This window comes from Mesorhizobium sp. L103C131B0 (genome assembly GCF_000502275.1).
GTDB lineage: Bacteria > Pseudomonadota > Alphaproteobacteria > Rhizobiales > Rhizobiaceae > Mesorhizobium.
The window spans coordinates 1-22040 of the sequence record NZ_AYXC01000014.1; the positions used below are offsets into that span (position 1 = coordinate 1).

Here is a 22040-nt window from a genome sequence, read left to right on the forward strand (position 1 = left end):
CCGGCGGTTGCCGGGGCACCTGCGGCACCGGCAGCGCCCGCCGCTGAGGCTCCAGCCGTCGTCGCGGCGGCAACGCCCGACGTGCCCGAGACGGTGGCGCCAAAGCTCGAACATGCAGACGGCGCGGTCATCATCCGCAGGCACGACACGCTGTGGCGGATCTCACGGCGCGTCTACGGTCACGGTGTGCGCTTCTCGACCATTTATCTCGCCAACCAGGACCAGATCAGCGATCCCGACCGCATCTGGCCGGGGCAGGTGTTCAAGGTTCCGGAAAAGTCCAAGGAAGGCGAAGCCGCCGACCTCAAGGCGATGGGCGAGCAGGTGACACGGCGCCGGTGAAGACGCAGTAGCGGCCGAGCGCTTGATCTCCTCCCTTGAGGGGGAGATGGCCGGCAGGCCAGAGAGGGTCGCCGCGCATAGAACGCCGACCTTCTCTTTGCTGCAAACGACGTTGCGTCAGGACGTACCGACCCCCTCTGTCGCCTTCGGCGACATCTCCCCCTCGAGGGGGGAGATTAGGTCGCTCTACCCATCGGGTTAGCTTGCCACGCACCCGTTCATCGTCTATCGCCGATGAACGATGGCAGACTCGCTCACTGAACCAGACCACGCAAACTGCGCACCGCCCCAAAGCCGCGCCGTTGCCGCTCGCTTCGCCGCACTCTCGCACCCGGCGCGCATCGAGATCCTTAGACATCTCTCGGCCAGCAATTCCTGCTGCTGCCGCGAGGTGGTCGATCATCTCGATCTGGCGCAGTCCACCGTGTCCCAGCATCTGAAGATCCTGGTCGAAGCCGGGCTGGTCCGCTTCCAATCCGACCGTCAGCGCTCGCGCTACGAAGTCGACCGCGCCGCGCTCGCCGACGTTTCCGCATCGCTGACCGCACTCGTCAACTCCTGCTGCTCCGGCCGCTGACCTCTCACCCCAAAGGCAAGACAAGTGGCAGAAAAAACCGTTTCCGATAGCTCGACCTTCGGCACCTTGCGCAATCTGTGGCCCTATATGTGGCCGGCCGACCGCCCCGATCTCAGGGCACGCGTCACCTGGGCGACGCTGCTTCTGGTCGTTGCCAAGCTGACGCTGGTTGCCGGGCCCTATTTCTTCAAATGGGCGACGGATGCCCTGGCCGGCGACGCCAAATCGCCGCCGCCGCTGCCATCTTTCCTGCTGGCGCCAGTGATGCTGGTCGTCGCCTACAATGTCGTGCGGCTGGTGCAGCTTGGCTTCAACCAGCTGCGCGACGCGCTGTTTGCCCGCGTTGGCCAATATGCGGTGCGCCAGCTCGCGTTCCGCACCTTCGTTCACATGCACCAGCTGTCGCTGCGCTTTCACCTCGAGCGCCGCACCGGCGGCCTGTCGCGCATCATAGAGCGCGGCACCAAGGGCATCGAGACGATCGTGCGCTTCATCATGCTGAACACGGCGCCGACCATCCTCGAATTCGCGCTGACCACCGGCATCTTCGCCTACACCTATGGCTGGAAATATGTGGTCGTGGTGGCGGCCACGGTGTGGCTCTACGTCTGGTTCACGGTTCGCGCCAGCGACTGGCGCATTTCGATCCGCCGCGACATGAACGACAGCGACACCGACGCCAACACCAAGGCGATCGACTCGCTGCTCAACTACGAGACCGTCAAATACTTCAACAACGAGGGTATGGAGGCTGAGCGCTTCGACCGTTCGATGGCGCGCTATGAAATGGCGGCGACCAGAATATGGACCTCGCTCGGTTGGCTGAATTTCGGCCAGGGCATCATCTTCGGTCTCGGCACCGTCATCGTCATGTGCATGTCGGCGCTGGAGGTGCAGGCCGGCACGCAGACGGTCGGCGATTTCGTCTTCATCAACGCCATGCTGATGCAGCTTGCGGTGCCGCTCAATTTCATCGGCTTCATCTACCGCGAAATCCGCCAGGGGCTGACCGACATCGAGCAAATGTTCGACCTGCTCGATGTGCCGCAGGAAATCACCGACAAGCCGGATGCCAAGCCACTGGCTGTTACAGCCGGCAAGGTCGAGTTCCGCGACGTGCACTTCGCCTACGACCCCAGCCGCAAGATTCTGAAGGGCGTCTCCTTCGAGGTTCCGGCCGGCAAGACGGTGGCCATTGTCGGTCCGTCCGGCGCCGGCAAGTCGACGATTTCGCGGCTCTTGTTCCGCTTCTACGACGTCCAGGGCGGTCAGGTGCTGATCGACGGCCAGGATGTCCGTGATGTGACGCAGGCGAGCCTGCGCGGCGCCATCGGCATGGTGCCGCAGGACACCGTGCTGTTCAACGACACCATCGCCTACAACATCCGTTACGGTCGCATCGGTGCCAGCGAAGAGGATATGCAGAAAGCCGCCGAGCTTGCCCAGATCGGCCCGTTTATCGAACGGCTGCCGGAAGGTTATCGCTCGATGGTCGGTGAGCGCGGGCTAAAGCTGTCGGGCGGCGAAAAGCAGCGCGTGGCGATTGCCCGCACGATTTTGAAGGCGCCGCCGATCCTGATGCTCGACGAGGCGACCTCGGCGCTGGACAGCCACACCGAACAGGAAATCCAGGCCGCCCTCGACCTGGTCAGCAAGGGCCGCACCACCATCGTCATTGCGCATAGGTTGTCGACGGTGATCACCGCCGACGAGATCATCGTGCTCAAGGACGGCGAGATCGCCGAGCGCGGCACCCATGCCGAGCTGATGCAAAAGCATGGCCTCTACGCGTCGATGTGGGACCGCCAGCGCGAAGCGACAGAAGCCGAAGAGAGGCTTCGAGTTGCACGCGAGAGCGATGAGCTGGGTGTGGTTGTGCGCAGGCGGACTTCGGAGGTGAGCTAGGCGGCGGAGCGCCGATCTCCCCCCTTGAGGGGGAGATGTCGCCGAAGGCGACAGAGGGGGTCGCAGCGCGTGGAGCGCTAACCTTCATCGGTCGCAAGGGGGGCGCATCCAGTCGAACCGACCCCCTCTGGCCTGCCGGCCATCTCCCCCTCAAGGGGGGTGATATGCAGCGTCGTTGCCATCATCACCACCGAAAATTTCCCCTTGACCTCAACCTAAGTTGAGATCGCAAACCCGTTCCTGAGCCACCGAACCCAAGTCGTTCAAGAACGGAGACAGATTCAAATGGATAAACTTGCCGAGGCAGCCGTGTTCAGGGTCGACAAATTCGTCGTTCCTGCCGAGGCCCGTGAAGAAATCCTTCGCAAGGTCAGGGCAACGCATGAACTGCTGCGCCTGCAGCAAGGCTTCGTCCAGGATTTCGTGCTCGAGCAATTTTCGGGTCCGGGTGAGTTCAACCTGGTCACCATTGTCGAATGGGAAAACCAGGCGGCCGTCGACAATGTCGTGCCGATCGTCAAGGCGGCCCACGAGCGGGCGGGCTTCAACCCGCAGGAGACCATTGCCCGGCTGGGTGTGAAGGCCGATATCGCCAACTATCAGCGTCTGCCTGAGATGTAGGAGGGCCAGCCCGTGCCAGGTGCTGGCGCCTCGACGCTCAGCACCTGGCCGGTGCGGGCATCGCTGATCATGTTCTCGAAACCACGCCATTCGGCGGCGACGATGAACAGTGTCGTGCCATCCGGCCCGCCCAGCATGCAGGCAAAGCAGCCGCGATCGGCATCGACTGTCTGCAACACCTCGCCACCTTCGCGCACCCGCACACAGCGTTTGTTGGGAACATCCGCATACCAGGCAGTTCCTTCGGCATCGAGGCAGACGCCGTCGGGAAAGCCATCGAGATCGGCCCAGACCCGGCGGTTGGAAAGCCCGCCATCCTCCGCGATATCGAAGGCGGTCAGCCGGTTGGCATGCGACTCCGCCACGATCAGTGTCCTGTTGTCCGGCGTCACCGCCATGCCGTTGGCGAAAGCGATGTTCTCGGCCACTTGTCGAACCGAGCCGTCCGGCGTGATCAGCACGATGGTGCCGGGCCCGAAATGCTCGCCCGGTGCAGGCGCCGACCCGCCGCCATTGACATAGATGTTGCCGCGCCCGTCGACGACGATCTCGTTCCACGGGCTGTTTGACAGCGACCGAAGATCGGAATGGGTGGCCAGCGTTCCATCCGCCTCCTGCCGCAGCAACAAGCCATCCCGACCCGAGATGACCAGCAGCCGCCCGTCCGGCAGCCAGTCGATGGAATAGGGCAGGGTGGCTGGTATCTTGAGCAGGATCTCGCTGTCGCCGTCTGCATCGACGGCGACGATCTCGCCGGTGCCCCAATTGCAGAGCCACAGCCGTCCGTCATGCCAGCGCGGCGACTCCCCGAACGCGAGGCCGGCGGCAACGAGACGCGTCTGGTTCAGCATTTTGGGGTAACTCCTTGTTGGGTGCGCAATCATGGCAAGGAACCATGATCGCCGTCTCACCAAGGACGGGTGAGGGGTGGTTTTGCCGACAGCAGGTTTACTGTTTTTCGCTCAGGAAGAACGTGCCATCGGCATGGCCGTTGGCACCGCATGACAGGGGATCCGATCTGCCATCCTTGCCGGCGCCGCTCTGCTCGACGACAAGCGCATCGCCGTCGCGTCGGAAGGTAAAGACAAAACCGGTTGGGTTGTCGTTGTCGTCGGTGTCCTCAAGTCGAAGCGTATTGCGCTCCTCGACCGTGCCGTCGATCTCGCATGACCCACTTCCCGAGACTGGATTGGAAACGACCTCTTCCGAGATCTCGACCTTGCCTCCGCCAACAGCCTTGATGTCGACGCTGCCGCGCACGCTGCTCCATGTGCCGATCAAGCCGCCATCAGCCGGCTTGCGTATGCCGGACAGGAAGGTTGCGCGGTCGCGCAGGAATTCGCCGAGATCGAAAGCCTGTTGGTTCTTGGGCGAACTTTCGTTGAAACCGGCGATCTGATCGCGATAGGCGATGAAATCGCTTTGGTCGTCCCGCAGCGCCTTGCCGGCATGAGCATCGAGCCTCTTCAGCAGCGCGGCATAATTCTTCGCGACCTCGGCATCGGCCTGCGCCAGGGTCGGATCGGCGCATATGGCCTTTTCCGCCACGCTGGCGGCCTTGGCGCAATCGAAGGATGGCTTGCCTTGCGCCGCTGCGTGGTCGCTCGCTGCCAGGAATACGGTCAAAACGGCACCCATGGCTGCCAGTCGTATGGCAACAAGGTACGCTTTGCCTGTGTTTGGCATCATGGGCGGTCGGCCTTTTCGCCGCGCACTGAGCCAGCGGCGGTATGAACTCTGGCGGCAAAGCCGCCGGCAGGCAAGCACGTGACCGTTCCTGCCGGCTGCGGCCGATGCGGCCTTGCCCAATGTTGCGTTGCGGCCGCGGAGCCTTTCCGGTATTGAGGCCGGACCTGAAACAGGGACCGCCCCCAGCCCATGAGCTCCAGCCAATGAGCCTCGTCGACTCGATCAAGAATGCCTTCGTTCCGATCCATCGCGAGGGCTATCCGTTCATTGCCGCCTTTGGTGCGGGCACGCTGTTCCTCGGCTATTTCTCCTCGGTGCTGTTCTGGATCGGCCTGATCCTGACCGCCTGGTGCGTCTATTTCTTCCGTGACCCCGAGCGTGTCACCCCGGTCGATGACAGGCTGGTGGTCAGTCCCGCCGACGGCGTCATCTCGGCGGTCGGCCCGGCCGTGCCACCGCGCGAGCTCGGCCTCGGCAACACCGAAATGACCCGCATCTCGGTGTTCATGAATGTCTTCTCCTGCCATGTGAACCGTGCTCCCGTGCGCGGCCGCATCACCAAAATCGAGCACCGGCCGGGCAAGTTCCTGAATGCCGAACTCGACAAGGCAAGCTCGGAGAACGAGCGCAACGGGCTGGTCATAGACAGTCCCAACGGCATCGTTGTCGCCGTGCAGATTGCCGGCCTGGTGGCGCGCCGCATCGTCTGCTGGGCCGAGACCGGCGGCTCCATTGCCGTCGGCGAACGCTTCGGCTTGATCCGCTTCGGCTCGCGCGTCGATGTCTTCCTGCCTTCGACCGCGGTGCCGCGCGTCGCCGTCGGCCAGACGGCGGTCGGCGGCGAAACCGTGCTCGCCGAATTCGGCGGCGTCGCCGCAACCCCGCTCGTCAGGATTTCGTAAGCGGTGGGCGCGCCGTTCAAAAAGTTCGAGGCCCATGGCAGCGGCGGCCCGCGCATCCGCGAAATTCCGATGCGCATGGTGCTGCCCAATCTGGTCACCGTGCTTGCCATCTGCGCCGGCCTGTCCGGCATCCGCTTCGGCTTCGAGGGCCGTTTCGAGCCGGCCGTGGTGATGGTGCTGCTCGCCGCCTTCCTGGACGGCATAGACGGGCGCCTGGCGCGCATGTTGAAGGCGACATCCAAATTCGGCGCGCAGATGGATTCGCTGGCCGACATCGTCAATTTCGGCGTCGCGCCGGCACTGGTGCTCTACGCCTTCCTGCTCGACCGCGCCGGCTCCTTCGGCTGGATCGCAGCTCTTCTGTTCACCATCGCCTGTGGCCTGCGGCTGGCGCGCTTCAACGTGCTCGACGAAGACCATGACCGGCCGATCTGGCAGAGCGAATACTTCGTCGGCGTGCCGGCGCCGGCCGGCGCCGTGCTGGTTATGCTGCCGCTCTATCTGTCCTTCCTGCGGCTCGGTCTCGAGCCGGACCGCCTGACGGCATTCGTCGCCACCGGCTTCACTGTGCTGGTCGCTTTCCTGCTGGTCAGCCGGCTGCCGGTCTATTCCGGCAAAAGCCTGAAAGTGCCGGGCGACAAGGTGCTGCCGATCATCCTGGCGGTCGTTCTATACGTCCTGCTGTTGATGACCTATCCCTGGTACACGCTGACCGCCTCTGTCGCAGGCTATCTCATCTTCCTGCCTTTCAGCGTGCGGGCGTATTCGAAGCGCGCCAAGCGCGAGGGCGAAAAAGTGCCGCCGTCGGATATTGGGTAGTTGTTATCTCCCCCCTTGAGGGGGAGATGTCGCCGAAAGCGACAGAGGGGGTCGGTACGCCCCGGACGCGACCTCGTTTGAGCGAAGAGGACGTCGGCGCTTCACGCGAGGCGACCCCCTCTGGCCTGCCGGCGATCTCCCCCTCGAGGAGGAAGATACGCTAAGCCGCCAGGCCCAGCCCCAGCTTCTCGATCGCCAGGTTCCGCGTCGAGACATAATCCGTCTTGCCGGAACCCAGCACCGGGATCTCCTCGACCTTGACGATGTCGTTGGGCACCATCAGCTCGGCCGCCCCTGCTTTCTTGCCGAAGGCGCGCAGTTCTTCCGGATCGGCGTCGTCGGCGGTGGTGACCAGCACGATGCGCTCGCCGCGCCTCTTGTCCGGCACCGCCACCGCGGCGTGGCGCTCTTCCGGCCACAGCGACTGCACCAGCATCTCGACGGCACCCAAAGACACCATCTCGCCAGCGATCTTGGCGAAGCGTTTTGCCCGGCCGCGAATGGTGATGAAGCCTTCGCGGTCTACCGAGACGATGTCGCCGGTGTCGTGCCAGCCGTCCAGCGGCTGCAATTCGCCGGGCCGGTCAGCGGTCATGTAGCCCATCATCAAATTCGGCCCGTCGAGCCACAGGCGGCCGGCACCCTCGATACCCTGGACCGGTTCGAGCTTCATGCGCATCGCCGGCAACAACCGTCCGACCGTGCCGTCGCGACCATGGATGGCGGTGTTGACGGCGACGACCGGAGCGGCCTCCGTCAGCCCGAACCCCTCGATGATCGAGGCATCGAAGCGCTCACGATAAACGCGCCGCGTCTCCGGCTTCACCGCTTCCGCGCCGGCGACGACGAAGCGCAGGGTGGAGAAATCGCCATCCTTGGCGGTGCGGGCATAGTTGGCAAGGAAAGTGTCGGTGCCGAACATGATGGTCGGCTTCACCTTGCGGGCGATCTCCGGGATGATCTTGTAGTGCAGCGGTGACGGGTAGAGGAACAGTTTCACCCCGGTCACCAGCGGCAGGATGGTGCCGCCGGTCAGGCCGAAAGAGTGAAAAACCGGCAGTACGTTGAGCAGGATGTCGGAGGGCGAAATGGTAATGCGCGCCTCAGCCTGCATGGCGTTGGCGTGGAGATTGCGATGCGACAGCACCACGGCCTTGGGCGTGCCTTCCGAGCCTGAGGTGAACAGGATTGCGGCGGGCTTGGCCGCAGCCTGCCGCTGCAGCGGGAACCGCCAGAGCACCGCTGCTGCGAGCCTTTCCAGTGTGGTGACGCTTGCGCGCACATCCTCCAGCCACAGCATCTTGGCGCCGCCGGCCTCGACCGCGGCGATGATGTCGGCAAGCGCCGCCTTCTCGACGAACGCGCGCGAGGAAACCACTGTTCGGATGACTGCCGTGCGCACCGCGGCGGTTACGCTGGCCGGCCCTGCCGTGTAGTTGATCATCGCCGCTACCCGGCCGGCCGAGAGCAGGCCGACGAAGGACAGCACCACGCCATTGGCGTTGGGCAGCAAAACCCCGACCGCTTCGCCGGGCGCCGCCACCGCCTCGAAACGGCGGCCGAGCACGCGCGCGCCGATGAACATTTTTCGATAGCTGAGCGAGCCGCTGATCACATCCTCGATGATCGGGTGCGAGGCGCCGGTGCGATCCGCGGCATCGCGCATGGCCAGGAACAGGCCGCGATCGAGGTTGCTGCCATAAAGCCGCGCCTCGGCGATGCGGTCGAACAACGCATTTGTGTTGGAAGCCTGGTCGGGGTTGCGCGCCACCAGTTCGGCAATCGTCATTGGTTCCAGCACGCTGATCGAGAGTTTTGGGAACCAGTGGCGCGGCGCCCGGTTCTTTGGCGTCAAGGAAACCGGCAGGTCGCGCGCGCCGGTGACGAAGATCGGCACGATGCGGGCGTCGGCCTGCATGGCGATGCGGGTGACGGCGCGGAACAGGCGAAACGTCTTCACATCGGGCTCGACGTCATCGGGCAGATAGACGGCAAGCCGGCCTTTACCCTTCAGCACCCTGACCAGCCGCCGGCTGACGAAGAGATGCTCGGCGTTGAAGGCGATGGTGCGGCCAAGCTCGCGCCAAGGCTCCATCCAGGGCGAGCGCGCCGAGGCCTCGTCGAGAATGTGCAGCGTGTCGTCGGGCAGCAGCGACAGCATCAGCGCCGGCTCGAAGCGTGACTGGTGCGAGACCACATAGATCACCGGCGTCGGCGCGTTGCGGGCAATGCGGATGCGCCGGTCATCGATCCGGTAGGCGAGCTTGAACGGCACATAGAGTAGCGCCTGGGTAAAGCGCAGGTCGAGACGAAACGTCTCGATCGCGCCAATCAGCAGCCAGGCCAGCACGAGGCCTGCAAGCAGCGCCAGTGTCAGGATCATGCCGCGTCTCTCCCAACGGTCCGGTATGCGGCTCTTCGTCCGCTTCGAGAGCAGAGGGTAGCGCAATGGGGAGCAAGGTCAATGCGCGGGTGCGAGGGAGCGGTGTTCCACCTGACCTCACCAGGCAATGACCCAAACGCAGGCCTTGAAATGTTGCGACACGTGTCGTAAATAAAGCGACACGTGACGGAGAGGTAATATGGCCAGTTCCCCGCTGGGTTTTGCCGAGGCACCACATATGGAGCCGGAGTTCGAACGAATGGTCGACCTGTTTGGTGGACGGAAGGTTCTTGGATTCTCGGTAGCCAGTCCTCTTGAGGCACATGAAATGATCCTGCATGGAATTCCGGGCCAGGCGCTCGAAAGCCTCGTCAGGCATCTGATGGTCATTGATCCCGCCGATGCGTTTGAGACCGCATTCGGCATGAGCGAGCGGACATTTCAGCGGCACAAATCGGATCACTCCAAGACCCTCAGTCGGGAGCAAGGTTCCAGAACCTGGAACTTCGCCAAGCTCCTGACAAAGGCCACGTCCGTGCTCGGGACTCAGGAAGACGCGGAAAAATGGATGATCGAGTCTGCCATGGGTTTGGACAATCGCCGGCCGATCGATCTGCTGGCCACGGCGGCGGGCACTGCGCTTGTGCAGGAGTTTCTTGAGCGGCTCGACTATGGTATCTACGCGTGACGCCTTTGCCGGGCTCCCTCGGAACAGGGCAGTTGTTGGGCTGGAGGCTTGATCACAGACGCTTCAAGGCGAGCTGGGACAGTGGCGAAGGAGCCTTCAAGCTTGGGGGAAGGTGGAACAGCAAAGGGATCAGAGCCGTATATGCGTCCATCGACCCATCGACCGCCATCTTGGAGGTGGCGGTCCACAAGGGGTTTCGCACGCTGGATACTGTCCCTCACGTGCTGACGGCATTCGACATCGTCGATCCATCAGAGATTTATGTGGTCCAAACCGACGATATTCCGAACGCGAACTGGCTGCGTCCCGGCATCCCGGGCGCGGGACAGCAGCAGTTCGGCGATGGTCTGCTGGCAAAGCATCCGTTCTTTCTGATCCCCAGCGCGGTATCCCAGCACAGCTGGAACCTGGTGTTCGATCCCAACCGGGCGGCAGGCCTTTATAGCTTGCATCTCCGGGAGGATTTCGCGCTTGATACAAGGCTTCATCCTCCCGCTGGGTAGCAATCAGGCCGTGGCCTTCAGCCGCCCACTGATGAACCGGAACTCCTGGCTCTTGCCGCCATAGCCATAAGCTGCGGCCGGAACCTCGTGCACGAAGGCATAGCTCTCCTCGTGCACGCCACCGAGCAACTTACCGAAGGCCTCAAAGATCGCCTTCAGATAGGCTTCCAGCTCCAGCTTGGTGTTGGTGCCGTCGACCACCTTGATGTCGAGCCAGAAAGTATTGGCGCCATGCTCTGCCAGCGACTTGCCGCCGGCGAACCAGTGCTGCGGGTCGATATAGGTGACAGCGACGGCGGTGATCGTCGGGTCCTTGCGCAGATGGGTTGCGGTCAGGCCGGTGATTTCCTTGGCGATTGTGGCGGACAGCTTGGCGTCGGGCTTACCGGTGACGCTGATGTTGATGATGGGCATTTTTCTCTCCTTCGTTTGAGCGGCGTCTGTTTGCCGTTGGAGAGACAATGCCATCATCTTGGAATCAAAAAAATCGAATTGTTTCGAACAAAAGGTTCTGTATTATCGAATTATGCAGGCGCTCGATCCCGATCTGCTCAAAACCTTCCTTGCCTTTGTCGATGGCGGCTCGCTGGCTCAGGCTGCGTCTGCTGTCGGCCGCTCGCCCTCGGCGGTGACCGCGCAGATGCAGCGTCTGGAGGAGATCGTCGGCGAACCGCTGCTGGTGGCGCAGGGGCGCGGGCGCGGGCTGACGCCGGCCGGCGAGGATCTTGTCGGTCATGCCCGCCGCATTCTTGCCGTGCACAGCGAGGCCTGGCTGGCGCTCAAGGGCGCGCGTGCCGCTGGTCGCGTCGCCATCGGCACGACACAGGATTTCGCCGATAGCGGCCTGCCGGAGCTGCTGCGCGCCTTCGCGACCAGCCATCCGCGCGTCAGGGTCGAACTCCGCGTTGGCCGTTCGGCCGAGCTTGGCGAGGCGCTGCAGGCCGGGCAGCTCGATCTGGCCATTGTCATGCCCAAGACGCCGGCCAATGACGAAGTCGGGCTGTTCAGTGAGCCGATGCTGTGGCTGTGCTCGCAAAAAGGGCTTGCCGTGCGGGAAGAGGAATTGCCGCTGGCGCTGCTCGACCCCTATTGCGGCTTTCGCGAAGCAGCACTCGCGGCCCTCGATGCTGCCGGCCGCCGCTACCGCATTGCCGCCGGCAGCGCCAGCCTTGCCGGCTTGCGCACGGCGGTCAATGCCGGCATCGCGCTGACCTTGCGCACCGCCCGCTTTGCCCATTCAGGCATTGCCGAAGCACCGCGCGAATTCGCCCTGCCGCCGGTGCCGACAGCGCAATTCGCGATAAAACTCGGCCAGGGCGCTGAGCGGCCGGCACGCGATCTTGCCATCCTGCTCAGCGACAACCTCGCCTTGCCCGGCTTTGCCGGCTGATGTCCAAAGAAAAAGCCGACCTTTACGGTCGGCTTTGAGGAGGACGGGTCGAGGGGTTTGGGGGGACTTGGGGGGTGACCCGTCGCACATAAAACTGCCTGATCCGCATGATGGTTCCATGACTTGGAAAATAATTATTGGGTTGCCGCACTTTTTCTCGCAGCCAGCCAGTCGCGCCCCGCATGGGCGAAAACCGCGCAGAGTACTATGGCGCCGCCGATCAGGCTGGCGGCCGGCGCGATCTCGCCGAGGAACAGGAAGGCGAACAGGATCGCAAACGGCACTTCGGCGGCACCGAGAAGGCCGGACTCAGGCGCCGGGATCAGCCGCGAGCCTTCCGTCCACAGGATCGACGCCGCTGCGAACGATCCTCCGAAGGCGACGAGCAGCACGGCGTCGCGAGCAGAAATCGCCAGGGGGTCGGTGACGAACCAGCCGAGCACGAACAGCAGAAGCGCCGAGACTGCGCCCGCCCACACCACCGGCGTGTCGCGGAAGGCGCGCACCATGATCATGTAGAGCGCACTGCCGGCGGTCATCAGCAGCGCGAGCCCATCGCCAAACAGATGACCGCTGCCGAAGCCGGAGCCGACCATGATCGCTACGCCGCACAGCGAAACGGCGGCGGCGGCAAGCGTCTGCGCCCGGAACGGCTCGCGCACCAGCACGAAGGCGAGCAGCGCGGTGATGAAAGGCGCGGTGGCGTAGATGACCGCGACATTGGCGACATAGGTGAATTTGAACGCCGAGATGAAGGCGATGCTGGCCGCGGCGCCCTCGAGGGCCAGCAGCCAGCCGCGCCAGCCAAGCCGCAAGCTTTCCGGCCCGCCGGAGCGGCGCCGGCGCCACAGCACATAGAAGGTGATCAGGATCGCGCCGACAAAGCCGCGCCAGCAGGTGATGGTCAGCGGGTCGGCGTGGATCGATTTGGTCAGCACGCCGGTGAGGGCGAAGAAAGCCGCCGAGGCCGCCACCAGCATAATGCCGAGCGTACGCTCGGCAGCGGTATCTGTGGTGCCTGGGCCGTCGAGCGCTTCCGTCATCTCAGCAGCCTATCCGTCTTCTCCTGCCACCATGCTGTCAGTACGGGGGTACTCATAGCCGCTTGCGGAAATGCTCGTTGCCGATGATCAGCAGGCCGGCGCCGACGATCAACGCCGCCCCCAGAAACACCTCGCGACGCGGCACGTCGCCCCAGATCGCAAAGCCGAGCCCGAAGGCCCAGACCAATGAGGTGTATTCGAACGGCGCCACGATCGACACCGGCGCCCGCTTCATGCCTTCGAACAGCATAAATTGCGCCACGCCGCCGAGCGCGCCGACGCTGATCAAAAGCAGCAACTGGCGCCAGTCCGGCATCTGCCAGACAAACAGCGCCGGCACCGCGGAAAACACCAGGAAGTAGAAATTGTTGAGCACAAGCTGGATCAGCGTGCGCTCGGCCAGCGCCGTCTTGCGCAACAGCACCACGGCAATGCCCCACAGCACTGCCGCAGCCAGTACCAAGAGCATCGGCACGGACAAGCCGAGACGAGTGGGATCACAGGCGATGAAGACGCCGACGAAGCCGATGAACACCGCCAGCCAGCGCAACAGCGGCACCTTTTCGCCAAGCATCACCACCGACAGCACGGTGACGATGATCGGGGCGGCGTAATAGATGGTGGTGAGTTCGGCCAGCTGCAGGGAGCGGGCCGCGTTGTAGTAGCAGAGCCAGGCGCCGAGCGTGAAGGCGCTGCGCACCAGCATCGGCCGCACGATGGGCGAGCGCATTGTGTCGGCAAAGATGGGCGGTCCGCCGATTGCAGCACAGCCGATAAGCACAGCGATCGAGCGGAAGAACATGATCTGCCAGACGCTGATGCCGACGACCAGAAGCTTGATCGCGGCGTCCTGCGTCGAAAACAGGAAATAGGCGCAGCCGGTGAACAGGATGCCGGCAAGCACCCTTTCGCGGGTTTCCAGAATGGCAATATCGGCCATGCGGCGTGTCCGGCGCTGTCAAGAGGACGAAGAAGAAGCCTGCCCCAACAGGCTCCCATTGCAGGCTATACGGGCGAAAGCCTGCGGGGCGCTACGCCAGTGGCAAGCTTGCGTTGGCGCAGCCTGGCCGACAGCGTGGGCACGCCGTTCACTGTGTTGCCTGGTAGAGCTCCGAAGCGGCCTCCTTCAGGGCGCGCCGGCCGCCCGGCCTGAGATACATCATGTGGCCGCCCTCGATGACGTCGAGACGGATAGGTTTTGCCCCGCCGAGCGTCGGGATTTGGCTCACCAGATAGCGTGAGGCCAGATAGGGAGTGACCAGATCGGTGTCGCCGTTGACGATCACCACGCCGAGCCCCGGGTTGAGCGAGCGCGCCCGCTGCAGATCGTCCATCACCCCGGCATAGCCTTGCCGCGAGCCGCCATAGTCCCAGGCGTGGGTCACATCGCCATTGAGCAACCTGTAGCTGACATCGGTGCGAAAATTCAGCTCGTCGCGCGCATAACCGACAAAGGCCGAGGTCAGCGCCGGCACGCTGCGGTCGAGCACCGGATCTGGGCCGGCGCTGCGGGCGCTCTCCGGGGCGATGTCGCTGGTGGCGATGGTGCCGTCATACGGGCTGAGCACTTTTCCACTGGGGCGCTGGAATTCGCGCGCGAACAGGGCGGTCGGGATGCGGGCGAAATTGCGTTGCACGAGGTCGAGCGGCAGGCCGGTGATCTCGGCCACGCGCTGGCTGGCCAGCCGCCCACCCTGTTCCAGCCCGCCGGCCAGAGCGGTGAGGTAGTCACCCATAGCATAGTGTTCGACCTCGGCGAGCTTTTCGCGCAGCGCCTCGCCGCTGAGGCCTTCGCTGCGCAGGCGCACCGCCGCCAGCGAGGGCAGTTCCAGCGCCCAATGCAGTGGCTGGAATTCGTCGGGCAGCACCAGCGTGAACTCCAGTGCAGGCGAGATCAGCACGATGCCGTTGGGGCTCAGGCCGACATCTTCCTGCAGGGTCCTGGCGAGAAGTGCCGCGCGGAACCCGCCATAGCTTTCGCCGGCAAGGAAGAGCGGCGATCCGGTGCGGCCGTTCTGGGCGAGATAGAGCCGGATGAAAGCGCCGATCGAACTGGCGTCCTGGCTGACGCCCCAAAAATCTTTCGTGTCCTGGCCGGGGGCCTCGCGGCTGTAGCCGGTGCCGACCGGATCGACGAAGACGAGGTCGGTCATGTCGAGCCAGCTGTCGGGATTGTCGATCAGCTTTTGCGGCGGCGGCAGGAATTGGCCATCGGCGCCGGTCGCGACGACACGCGGGCCGAGTGCGCCGAGATGCAGATAGGCGGATGCCGCGCCCGGGCCGCCATTGAAGACGAAGGTGATGGGGCGAGCCTTCTCCGCGCCCGCCAGTGGCGGCAGCGTGTAGGCGACATAGAAGATTTCCGCGGTGACCTCGCCCTTGCCGGATAGCAGCGACAGCGTGCCGGCCTTTGCCTGATAGTCCAGCTTGCGCCCGGCAATGGTGATTGAATGGCTGGTCGTCTGCGGTGCCGGCAGCAGCGACAGCACGCCGCCTGCCGGTGCGGGGCGCTCGGGCGTTTCGGCGAGGACTGGCTGCGCGAAGGCTGCAAGCACCAACAGGGTAAGCGAGATCAGTTTCAGCTTGAACGGCATGATGTCTCCGCGGGAATGACTCTGCTTAGGTATGGCCGGGGCGGTCGAAGTCAAAGTAACTCTTCGTGAGGTAGCATTCCTTCAGCCCCCTCTGTCCTGCCGGACATCTCCCCCCACAGGGGTGGAGATTGGATGTCGCGACCGCCTTCGCTGATCGCCGGCGTAGAAAGCGCCATCGGCGAAGCTGCAGATCTCCCCCCTGTGGGGAGGTGGCCGGGCCAGAGGGGGGCGCTGTCTCGCCGGCATATCAGTGCTATCAAAGCGCGACGGACTCGAAAAGGAATGCAACATGGACGCCACCGCACTCAAGGCCATGCAGGCACCGATCAAGGAGGCTTATCGCGACGATTCCTCGCGAGCGCTGATCACGCTTCGCGCCAAAGGCTCCATCGACGACCAGTCGATTGCCTGCAAGGTCGAGACGGGCAGGGCGCTGGCGGTCGCCGGCCTGCATCCGGCGACCGGCGGTTCCGGGCTCGAATTGTGTTCGGGCGATATGCTTTTGGAGGCGCTGGTGGCGTGCGCCGGCGTGACGCTGAAGGCAGTGGCGACGGCGCTGGAATTCAGGCTTGGCGCAGCCACCGTCGAGGCCGAAGGCGATCTCGACTTTCGCGGCACGCTGGGCGTGGCCAAGGACGCCCCCGTGGGCTTTCGCGCCATCCGGCTGAATTTCAACCTCGACACGGATGAGCCGCAGGCGCGCATCGATTCGCTCATCAAGCTGACCGAACGCTATTGCGTGGTCTTCCAGACCATCAACAGCAAGCCGGAGCTGACGGTGAGTGCGCGCGCCTGATCTCCCCCCTTGAGGGGGAGATGTCGCCGAAGGCGACAGAGGGGGTCGGGCCGACTGGACGCGACGCCCTTTGTGCGGAAGGAGGTTGGCACTCTACGCGAGGCGACCCCCTCTGGCCTGCCGGCCATCTCCCCCTCGAGGGGGGAGATTGCGCTACTGCGCAGCAGGCTCTTCCGCGTCGCCCTCATCGGTAAACGGCGAGGCGCTCGGCACGCAGTTGACCGCCCAGCCGGCCGGCGTCGGCTGCTTCTGATATTCGGTAATCGCGTTTGTGCACTGTTCGCGGGTGTCGAAGGTGCTGGGCAGCACCACCATGCCGCCTTGCGGGCCGGCGATCACCAGGTACCAGACCAATGCTACGCTGGGAGCAGCCATGGGAATTCCTCGCTTTGCTGAGTGTCGGAGTCGGGTCGACCCTAGCAACTCCCGGCTGATGGCGAAAGCAGGGCGAGGGGGGAGGGACCTGCCGGATCATCACAGACCCGTGAACGAACCGCTCCCAGACGTCTCTCAGTTCGTCGCAAAGCAGTAGAACAGGCCGTCGCCGCCGGTGCCTTTCAGCGCCTCCTGGCTGCAGCCGCCGCGCGAGGCATGCGAGGAGTTCCAGGATTTCGCCGCCGCCGACTCATCAAGGCCGGTGCGGTCGTGATGGCCCATCATCGCCGCGCCCTCCGCGCCGCTCAAGGTCCAGTCGCCGCAGGTCTGGTCGGCGAGCTTGGTGCCGTCAGGCTTCGAGCCGGTCAATATGTCGTGCCGGTTCGGCTTGTCGCCGCGGCCATTGACCACTTGGCCCTTCTCGGTCAGCGCCGTCTGCTTGTTGATGGCGTTGGCGTCGCTGTGCAGCGAGGCGACGTCATCGGCAATCTTCTCGCCCTTGGCGTTGACCCAGGGACCCTTGCCGATACGGTCGCGCGCATCGACATTGGCGCTCGAGAGATAGGCGTGCCATTCCTTGCCGGTAACCCCAGCCGCTTCCGCCAGCGAGGCGCAATGCGCGTCGGCACCCTTGAGACCGCCGAGATCGGCGCCTTTGCCGGAACCGACGCTGGTGACGAAGAAACTCATCTTTGCGTCTTGCGCCAGCGCCACGCCGGCTGTGGCGGCAATCGCGGCGGCGGCAACGAGAAGAAGTCTACGCATGTCGGTCCTCCTGTTTCGAATGTCCTACATTCGAAGAAACGTAACTGGAGGCCTGTTTAATCCCGCTACAACCCGGTTTATTCCGGCTGCCGGTAGGCGACGAAGCGGTTGTTCTTGACCTGGAAGATCAGCCCCGTCTCTTTCATCTCGGGGCTCGCCAGCGGCACGATGCGTTTTGCCACCTCTGACGGGTGCGGCAGCGTTTCCGGATCCTCGCCGGGCGCGGCCTGCGCACGCATGGCGGTGCGGGTGGCGCCGGGGTCGACCGCATTGATGCGGAGCGGCAGGCTCTGCGTCTCATGCGCCCAGGAACGCGTCATGGCTTCCACAGCCGCCTTCGACGCCGCATAGGGCGCCCAGAAGGCGCGCGCCGAATGCGCGGCCCCGGACGACATGAGAATGGCGCGGCCGGCGTCGGACAGCCTGAGCAGCGGGTCGACCGAGCGGATCAGCCGCCAGGTCGAGGTGACATTGATGGTCATAACCTTCTCGAAGGTTTTGGCCTCGACATGGCCGATCGGCGAGATGACGCCGAGCACACCGGCATTGGCCACCAGAATGTCGAGCTTGCCCCAGCGCTCGTGAATGGCGCCGCCCAGCCGGTCGATGCCGGCCATGTCTGAGAGGTCGAGAGGCACCAACGTCGCTTCGCCCTTGCCGGTTTTCGCGCGCTCGGCCTTGATCTGGTCGTCGAGTTCTTCCAGCCCGCCGACGGTCCGGGCTACCGCAATGACATGGGCGCCAGCGGCGGCAAGTTCCTTGGCGATGAAGTAGCCGATGCCGCGCGAGGCGCCGGTAACGACCGCGACGCGGCCGGAGAGGTCGAGGGTCATGCGAGCGCTTTCAAGGATAGCAGTTGGGCTTTACGCCCCGTTGTTCGCCAGCAGCGACAGCGTGCGCACATTGTCGTGACCTTCGAAGTCGAGCAGGCGGGTCGGGTACTGGCCGGTGAAACAGGCGTCGCAGAATTGCGGCTGCTCATTGTCGCGGCTGGCTTCGCCGACGGCGCGGTAGAGCCCGTCAATGGTGAGGAAGCCGAGCGAATCGACACGGATGAACTCGGCCATTTCCTCGATCGACATGCGCGATGCCAAAAGCTTCGACTTCTCCGGCGTGTCGACGCCGTAGAAGCACGACGCGCTGGTCGGCGGCGAGGCGATGCGCATATGCACTTCCTTGGCGCCGGCGTCGCGCACCATCTGCACGATTTTCTGGCTGGTGGTGCCGCGCACGATCGAATCGTCGACCAACACCACGCGCTTGCCCTCGATCATCCGGCGGTTGGCGTTGTGCTTGAGCTTGACGCCCATATGGCGGATCGAATCGCCGGGCTGGATGAAGGTTCGGCCGACATAGTGGTTGCGGATGATACCGAGTTCGAAGGGGATGCCTGCCGCCTGGGAGAAGCCGATTGCCGCCGGCGTGCCGGAATCCGGCACCGGCACGACGATATCGGCCTCGACCGGGCTTTCCTGCGCCAATTCGGCGCCGATACGCTTGCGCACTTCGTAGACATTGCGGCCTTCGACCGAGGAGTCCGGGCGGGCGAAATAGACATATTCGAAGATGCAGAAGCGGGTCTTCTGCGGCTCGAAGGGGAACAGGCTCTCGATGCCCTTCGAGGTCACCACGACCATTTCGCCGGGCTTCAGGTCGCGCACGAAGCGGGCGCCGATAATGTCGAGCGCGCAGGTTTCGGAGGCCAGGATCCAGGCGCCGTCCAGGTCGCCGAGCACCAGCGGGCGGATGCCGAGCGGATCGCGGCAGCCGATCATCTTCTTGGAGGTCATCGCGACCAGCGAGAAAGCGCCTTCGACCTGACGCACGGCGTCGATGAAGCGCGAATTCAAATCGCGTTCCTTACTGGTGGCAACGAGATGCAGCAGCGTCTCGGTGTCGGAGGTCGACGAGAAGATCGCGCCCTGCTTCTGCAGCGCGCGCTGCACGGTCATGGCGTTGGTGAGATTGCCGTTATGGGCGACGGCAAAGCCGCCATCGGCGAGTTCGGCGAAGAAGGGCTGGATGTTGCGCATGCCGGCGCCGCCGGTCGTGGCATAGCGCGTGTGGCCGATGGCACGGTTGCCTTGCAGGCTGTCGATGACGTGCTGCTTGGTGAAGGTGTCGCCGATCAGGCCGACATGGCGTTCGACATGGAACTGCGTGCCGTCATAGGAGACGATGCCGGCCGCTTCCTGGCCGCGATGCTGCAGCGCATGCAGGCCTAGCGTTACGATGGCCGCAGCGTCCTGCCGGCCGAAAATGCCGAACACCCCGCATTCGTCGTGGAAATGATCGTCTGCTTCGGCGGAAAGCACGTCGTCCGCGTCTGCCTTCGAAACTGCCATGGGGCTCAAGCTCCGCTAAAATGGCCATATAGTGCGATAGCGCCGCGAAAGCAACGTAGTCAGGCCGGAACTGCCGGGATGGCGCCTGTCCGGCACCATCCGTCCGTATCAGTTTGCCGGCGCGGCCGGAGCCGGAGCAGCGGGCGCGGGTGCGTTATCGGCCGGAGCGTCGGTCTCGTCGTCGGGCGCCGGCGTATCGTCACCGGTTGCCGGAGCATCCGCCGCCGGTGCATCGGCCGCCGGAGGCGTCTCGGCTGCCGGCTGATTCGGATTGAGCTTCTTCAGGATGGCGTTTTCCGGATCTTCGGGCAGCAGGCTTTCCAGCTTGGCGCCGATGGTCTCGAGCAGCGGCTTCGACTTGGCGTTGGCGATCCAGGCAGGGGCCTTGGCGCCGGCCAGCCAGTTGAAGAACAGTAGCGCCACGGCGACTACGAGGACGCCGCGCGCGGCGCCATAGAGGAAGCCCAGCGTACGGTCGAGCGCGCCGATCCTGGAATCGATGATCCAGTCGGCAAGCTTCATGGTGATGACGGAAACGACGATCAGCGCGATGAGGAAGACGATGCCGGCGGATGCCGCCATGGCGATCTTGTCGCTTTCGACATAGGGCTGAACGTAAGGCAGCACCGGCTTGTAGAAGAAGAATGCCGCCGCGGCGGCAGCCGCCCAGGACACGACGGACAGGATTTCGCGTGACAGGCCGCGAACCATGGCGAGCATCGCCGAGACCAGGGTGAAGCCGACGAGAATTCCGTCCAGCAGCGTAATCGGCATGTCTTTCGCCCCACTCAGATTGTCTTTTCACGGCTCGGGCGAGCCGCGTCAATCTTCCACGTCGACACGGCTGCGCCGTGAGCCGGCTATGCGTGCGACGAGATCGGCAAGTTCGGTCGGCTGGAAAGCGCCGGCCCCGATCCCCCCGACAACCTCCTCGCTGCCCAAGGGCAGAACCGCACTTCCAAAACCCAGCTTTTCGGCCTCTTTAAGGCGCTGCTGCGCATGCGCAACCGGCCTCACTGCGCCCGACAGGCTGATTTCGCCGAAATAGACGCAATCGGCGGGAAGGGCAAGACCGGTGAGCGACGAAACCAGTGCAGCGGCAACCGCCAGATCGGCCGCCGGCTCGGAAATCCGGTAGCCGCCGGCGACGTTGAGGTAGACATCGTGGGTGCCGAAGCGCACGCCGCAATGGGCTTCGAGTACGGCAAGGATCATCGACAGCCGTGCGCCGTCCCAGCCGACGACGGCACGGCGCGGCGTGCCCAATGTGGACGGCGCCACCAGCGCCTGGATCTCGACCAGCACCGGACGTGTCCCTTCCATGCCGGCAAATACCGCGGCACCCGGCGATTTTGCGTGGCGTTCGCCGAGGAACAGCTCCGACGGATTGGCGACCTCGCGCAAGCCCTTGTCCGACATCTCGAAGACGCCGATCTCGTCGGTCGGCCCAAAACGGTTCTTCACCGTGCGCAGGATGCGGTAGTGATGGCCGCCTTCGCCTTCGAAATAGAGAACGGCGTCGACCATGTGCTCGACGACGCGCGGACCGGCGATCTGGCCTTCCTTGGTGACATGGCCGACCAGCACGATGGCAGCACCGGTGGATTTGGCGTAGCGGATCATCGCTTGCGCGGAGGCGCGCACCTGGGTGACGGTGCCGGGCGCCGAGTCGGCCATGTCGGTCCACAGCGTCTGGATGGAATCGAGGATGACGAGGTCCGGCCTTCTGCCGTCGGCTATTGTTGCCAGGATATCCTCGACATTGGTCTCGGCGGCAAGTTCGACCGGCGTGTCGGCGACGCCAAGCCGCTGCGCCCGCAGCCGGATCTGTGCGACCGCCTCCTCGCCCGAGACATAGACGATGCGGTGGCCTTTTGACGCCAATGCTGCTGCGGCCTGGGTAAGCAGCGTCGACTTGCCGATGCCGGGATCGCCGCCGACCAGCAGCGCCGAGCCGCGCACGAAACCGCCGCCGGTGGCGCGGTCGAGTTCGCCAATGCCGGAGATGATCCGCGGCGCATCCTCGATGTCACCGGACAGGCTGGTCAGCACCACGGCGCGGCCCTTGCGCGCATTGCGCGTGTTGGCCGGTCCCGAGCCGATGCCGCCCGAGGTGCCTTCCTCGACCAGCGTGTTCCACTCGCCGCAAGCATCGCATTTACCGGCCCAGCGCTGATGCACCGAGCCGCAATTCTGGCAGATGAACTGGACGCGCGATTTAGCCATCAGGCGCGGCCTGCTTCGAGCGTTGCTAGAAAGGCTGGTGGGGCACCACCCCCCTCTGGCCTGCCGGCCATCTCCCC

23 protein-coding genes are annotated in these 22040 nt (G+C 64.3%); 10 read left to right on the forward strand and 13 right to left on the reverse strand.

Annotated features, from left to right (window positions below; all coding sequences use genetic code 11):
• The 4 genes from X730_RS0134140 to X730_RS144305 form a co-directional block, all read left to right on the forward strand.
• Window positions 1-342 (forward strand): LysM peptidoglycan-binding domain-containing protein (locus X730_RS0134140; RefSeq protein ID WP_031197139.1); only part of this gene is annotated, 342 nt, incomplete at its 5' end.
• 241 nt (window positions 343-583) lie between these two features.
• Window positions 584-919 (forward strand): metalloregulator ArsR/SmtB family transcription factor, encoded by a 336-nt coding sequence (locus tag X730_RS144315; RefSeq protein ID WP_023826913.1) that lies wholly within the window; start codon window positions 584-586, stop codon window positions 917-919.
• A 24-nt stretch (window positions 920-943) separates the two neighbouring features.
• Window positions 944-2824, forward strand: coding sequence for an ABC transporter ATP-binding protein/permease (locus X730_RS144310; protein ID WP_023826914.1), 1881 nt, complete (start codon window positions 944-946; stop codon window positions 2822-2824).
• 285 nt (window positions 2825-3109) lie between these two features.
• Window positions 3110-3445 carry an antibiotic biosynthesis monooxygenase gene (locus tag X730_RS144305; RefSeq protein WP_023685667.1) on the forward strand — a complete coding sequence of 112 codons (336 nt, stop codon included), beginning with the start codon at window positions 3110-3112 and terminating at the stop codon, window positions 3443-3445.
• On the opposite strand, the gene X730_RS144300 is transcribed toward X730_RS144305, so the two are convergent.
• Complete coding sequence (locus X730_RS144300; RefSeq protein ID WP_031197140.1) at window positions 3424-4296, reverse strand: SMP-30/gluconolactonase/LRE family protein; 873 nt, start codon at window positions 4294-4296, stop codon at window positions 3424-3426. The two genes, X730_RS144305 and X730_RS144300, sit on opposite strands and share 22 nt — an antisense overlap.
• 97 nt (window positions 4297-4393) lie before the next feature.
• On the reverse strand, window positions 4394-5083 hold the full coding sequence (locus X730_RS1000000165410; protein WP_050588142.1) for a lysozyme inhibitor LprI family protein: 690 nt from the start codon (window positions 5081-5083) through the stop codon (window positions 4394-4396).
• A 170-nt stretch (window positions 5084-5253) separates the two neighbouring features.
• On the opposite strand from X730_RS1000000165410, the gene X730_RS144295 reads away from it, so the two are divergent.
• Entirely contained in the window at window positions 5254-6036 is a 783-nt protein-coding gene (locus X730_RS144295) for a phosphatidylserine decarboxylase (RefSeq protein WP_280799849.1), read from the forward strand.
• Window positions 6037-6039: 3 nt separating this feature from the next.
• Window positions 6040-6855 (forward strand): CDP-diacylglycerol--serine O-phosphatidyltransferase, encoded by an 816-nt coding sequence (gene pssA / locus X730_RS144290; protein WP_023672701.1) that lies wholly within the window; start codon window positions 6040-6042, stop codon window positions 6853-6855.
• A gap of 160 nt (window positions 6856-7015) precedes the next feature.
• Here pssA and X730_RS144285 read toward each other — a convergent pair whose 3' ends face one another.
• Complete coding sequence (locus X730_RS144285) at window positions 7016-9238, reverse strand: AMP-binding protein (RefSeq protein ID WP_023826917.1); 2223 nt, start codon at window positions 9236-9238, stop codon at window positions 7016-7018.
• 199 nt (window positions 9239-9437) lie between these two features.
• Here X730_RS144285 and X730_RS144280 point away from each other — a divergent pair, with 199 nt between their 5' ends.
• The gene (locus X730_RS144280) at window positions 9438-9926 is read left to right on the forward strand and encodes an antitoxin Xre/MbcA/ParS toxin-binding domain-containing protein (RefSeq protein ID WP_023695606.1); all 489 of its coding nucleotides are present in this window, start codon (window positions 9438-9440) and stop codon (window positions 9924-9926) included.
• Window positions 9923-10429 carry an RES domain-containing protein gene (locus X730_RS144275; protein ID WP_023689127.1) on the forward strand — a complete coding sequence of 169 codons (507 nt, stop codon included), beginning with the start codon at window positions 9923-9925 and terminating at the stop codon, window positions 10427-10429. The genes X730_RS144280 and X730_RS144275 overlap by 4 nt, the downstream gene beginning before the upstream one ends.
• A 3-nt stretch (window positions 10430-10432) precedes the next feature.
• Here X730_RS144275 and X730_RS144270 read toward each other — a convergent pair whose 3' ends face one another.
• Window positions 10433-10843 carry a 4-oxalocrotonate tautomerase family protein gene (locus tag X730_RS144270; protein ID WP_023693979.1) on the reverse strand — a complete coding sequence of 137 codons (411 nt, stop codon included), beginning with the start codon at window positions 10841-10843 and terminating at the stop codon, window positions 10433-10435.
• Window positions 10844-10955: 112 nt separating this feature from the next.
• Between X730_RS144270 and X730_RS144265 the strand changes: the two genes are divergently transcribed.
• Window positions 10956-11819 (forward strand): LysR substrate-binding domain-containing protein, encoded by an 864-nt coding sequence (locus tag X730_RS144265; RefSeq protein WP_023695604.1) that lies wholly within the window; start codon window positions 10956-10958, stop codon window positions 11817-11819.
• Between the two features lie 134 nt (window positions 11820-11953).
• Here the strand turns inward: X730_RS144265 and X730_RS144260 are convergent, their stop codons facing one another.
• The 3 genes from X730_RS144260 to X730_RS144250 form a co-directional block, all read right to left on the reverse strand.
• Window positions 11954-12862, reverse strand: a complete 909-nt coding sequence (locus X730_RS144260; RefSeq protein ID WP_023685676.1) for a DMT family transporter — start codon at window positions 12860-12862, stop codon at window positions 11954-11956.
• 52 nt (window positions 12863-12914) lie between these two features.
• On the reverse strand, window positions 12915-13802 hold the full coding sequence (locus X730_RS144255; RefSeq protein ID WP_023826918.1) for a DMT family transporter: 888 nt from the start codon (window positions 13800-13802) through the stop codon (window positions 12915-12917).
• Window positions 13803-13950: 148 nt separating this feature from the next.
• Window positions 13951-15456, reverse strand: coding sequence for an alpha/beta hydrolase (locus X730_RS144250; protein WP_023826919.1), 1506 nt, complete (start codon window positions 15454-15456; stop codon window positions 13951-13953).
• A 289-nt stretch (window positions 15457-15745) separates the two neighbouring features.
• Here X730_RS144250 and X730_RS144245 point away from each other — a divergent pair, with 289 nt between their 5' ends.
• Entirely contained in the window at window positions 15746-16252 is a 507-nt protein-coding gene (locus X730_RS144245) for an OsmC family protein (protein ID WP_023672710.1), read from the forward strand.
• A gap of 153 nt (window positions 16253-16405) precedes the next feature.
• Here the strand turns inward: X730_RS144245 and X730_RS144240 are convergent, their stop codons facing one another.
• The 6 genes from X730_RS144240 to radA form a co-directional block, all read right to left on the reverse strand.
• The gene (locus X730_RS144240) at window positions 16406-16627 is read right to left on the reverse strand and encodes a hypothetical protein (RefSeq protein WP_023689120.1); all 222 of its coding nucleotides are present in this window, start codon (window positions 16625-16627) and stop codon (window positions 16406-16408) included.
• Window positions 16628-16762: 135 nt separating this feature from the next.
• Window positions 16763-17392: a hypothetical protein gene (locus X730_RS144235; protein WP_023672712.1), complete on the reverse strand. Its 630-nt coding sequence runs from the start codon at window positions 17390-17392 to the stop codon at window positions 16763-16765.
• A gap of 77 nt (window positions 17393-17469) precedes the next feature.
• Window positions 17470-18225 (reverse strand): SDR family NAD(P)-dependent oxidoreductase, encoded by a 756-nt coding sequence (locus X730_RS144230; protein ID WP_023672713.1) that lies wholly within the window; start codon window positions 18223-18225, stop codon window positions 17470-17472.
• Between the two features lie 30 nt (window positions 18226-18255).
• Entirely contained in the window at window positions 18256-19737 is a 1482-nt protein-coding gene (purF, locus tag X730_RS144225) for an amidophosphoribosyltransferase (RefSeq protein WP_023672714.1), read from the reverse strand.
• A gap of 108 nt (window positions 19738-19845) precedes the next feature.
• Window positions 19846-20511 (reverse strand): CvpA family protein, encoded by a 666-nt coding sequence (locus tag X730_RS144220; protein WP_023672715.1) that lies wholly within the window; start codon window positions 20509-20511, stop codon window positions 19846-19848.
• 48 nt (window positions 20512-20559) lie between these two features.
• Window positions 20560-21963 carry a DNA repair protein RadA gene (radA, locus tag X730_RS144215; protein ID WP_023672716.1) on the reverse strand — a complete coding sequence of 468 codons (1404 nt, stop codon included), beginning with the start codon at window positions 21961-21963 and terminating at the stop codon, window positions 20560-20562.
• Window positions 21964-22040 lie beyond the last annotated feature (77 nt).

Bases quoted from the DNA above. Each gene is read 5' to 3' on its own strand.
- X730_RS144315 (WP_023826913.1), top strand. From the start codon at position 584: ATGGCAGACTCGCTCACTGAACCAGACCACGCAAACTGCGCACCGCCC.
- X730_RS144305 (WP_023685667.1), top strand. From the start codon at position 3,110: ATGGATAAACTTGCCGAGGCAGCCGTGTTCAGGGTCGACAAATTCGTC.
- X730_RS144300 (WP_031197140.1), bottom strand. From the start codon at position 4,296: ATGCTGAACCAGACGCGTCTCGTTGCCGCCGGCCTCGCGTTCGGGGAG.
- X730_RS1000000165410 (WP_050588142.1), bottom strand. From the start codon at position 5,083: ATGGGTGCCGTTTTGACCGTATTCCTGGCAGCGAGCGACCACGCAGCG.
- X730_RS144295 (WP_280799849.1), top strand. From the start codon at position 5,254: ATGTTGCGTTGCGGCCGCGGAGCCTTTCCGGTATTGAGGCCGGACCTG.
- X730_RS144285 (WP_023826917.1), bottom strand. From the start codon at position 9,238: ATGATCCTGACACTGGCGCTGCTTGCAGGCCTCGTGCTGGCCTGGCTG.
- X730_RS144280 (WP_023695606.1), top strand. From the start codon at position 9,438: ATGGCCAGTTCCCCGCTGGGTTTTGCCGAGGCACCACATATGGAGCCG.
- X730_RS144270 (WP_023693979.1), bottom strand. From the start codon at position 10,843: ATGCCCATCATCAACATCAGCGTCACCGGTAAGCCCGACGCCAAGCTG.
- X730_RS144265 (WP_023695604.1), top strand. From the start codon at position 10,956: ATGCAGGCGCTCGATCCCGATCTGCTCAAAACCTTCCTTGCCTTTGTC.
- X730_RS144260 (WP_023685676.1), bottom strand. From the start codon at position 12,862: ATGACGGAAGCGCTCGACGGCCCAGGCACCACAGATACCGCTGCCGAG.
- X730_RS144255 (WP_023826918.1), bottom strand. From the start codon at position 13,802: ATGGCCGATATTGCCATTCTGGAAACCCGCGAAAGGGTGCTTGCCGGC.
- X730_RS144250 (WP_023826919.1), bottom strand. From the start codon at position 15,456: ATGCCGTTCAAGCTGAAACTGATCTCGCTTACCCTGTTGGTGCTTGCA.
- X730_RS144245 (WP_023672710.1), top strand. From the start codon at position 15,746: ATGGACGCCACCGCACTCAAGGCCATGCAGGCACCGATCAAGGAGGCT.
- X730_RS144240 (WP_023689120.1), bottom strand. From the start codon at position 16,627: ATGGCTGCTCCCAGCGTAGCATTGGTCTGGTACCTGGTGATCGCCGGC.
- X730_RS144235 (WP_023672712.1), bottom strand. From the start codon at position 17,392: ATGCGTAGACTTCTTCTCGTTGCCGCCGCCGCGATTGCCGCCACAGCC.
- X730_RS144230 (WP_023672713.1), bottom strand. From the start codon at position 18,225: ATGACCCTCGACCTCTCCGGCCGCGTCGCGGTCGTTACCGGCGCCTCG.
- purF (WP_023672714.1), bottom strand. From the start codon at position 19,737: ATGGCAGTTTCGAAGGCAGACGCGGACGACGTGCTTTCCGCCGAAGCA.
- X730_RS144220 (WP_023672715.1), bottom strand. From the start codon at position 20,511: ATGCCGATTACGCTGCTGGACGGAATTCTCGTCGGCTTCACCCTGGTC.
- radA (WP_023672716.1), bottom strand. From the start codon at position 21,963: ATGGCTAAATCGCGCGTCCAGTTCATCTGCCAGAATTGCGGCTCGGTG.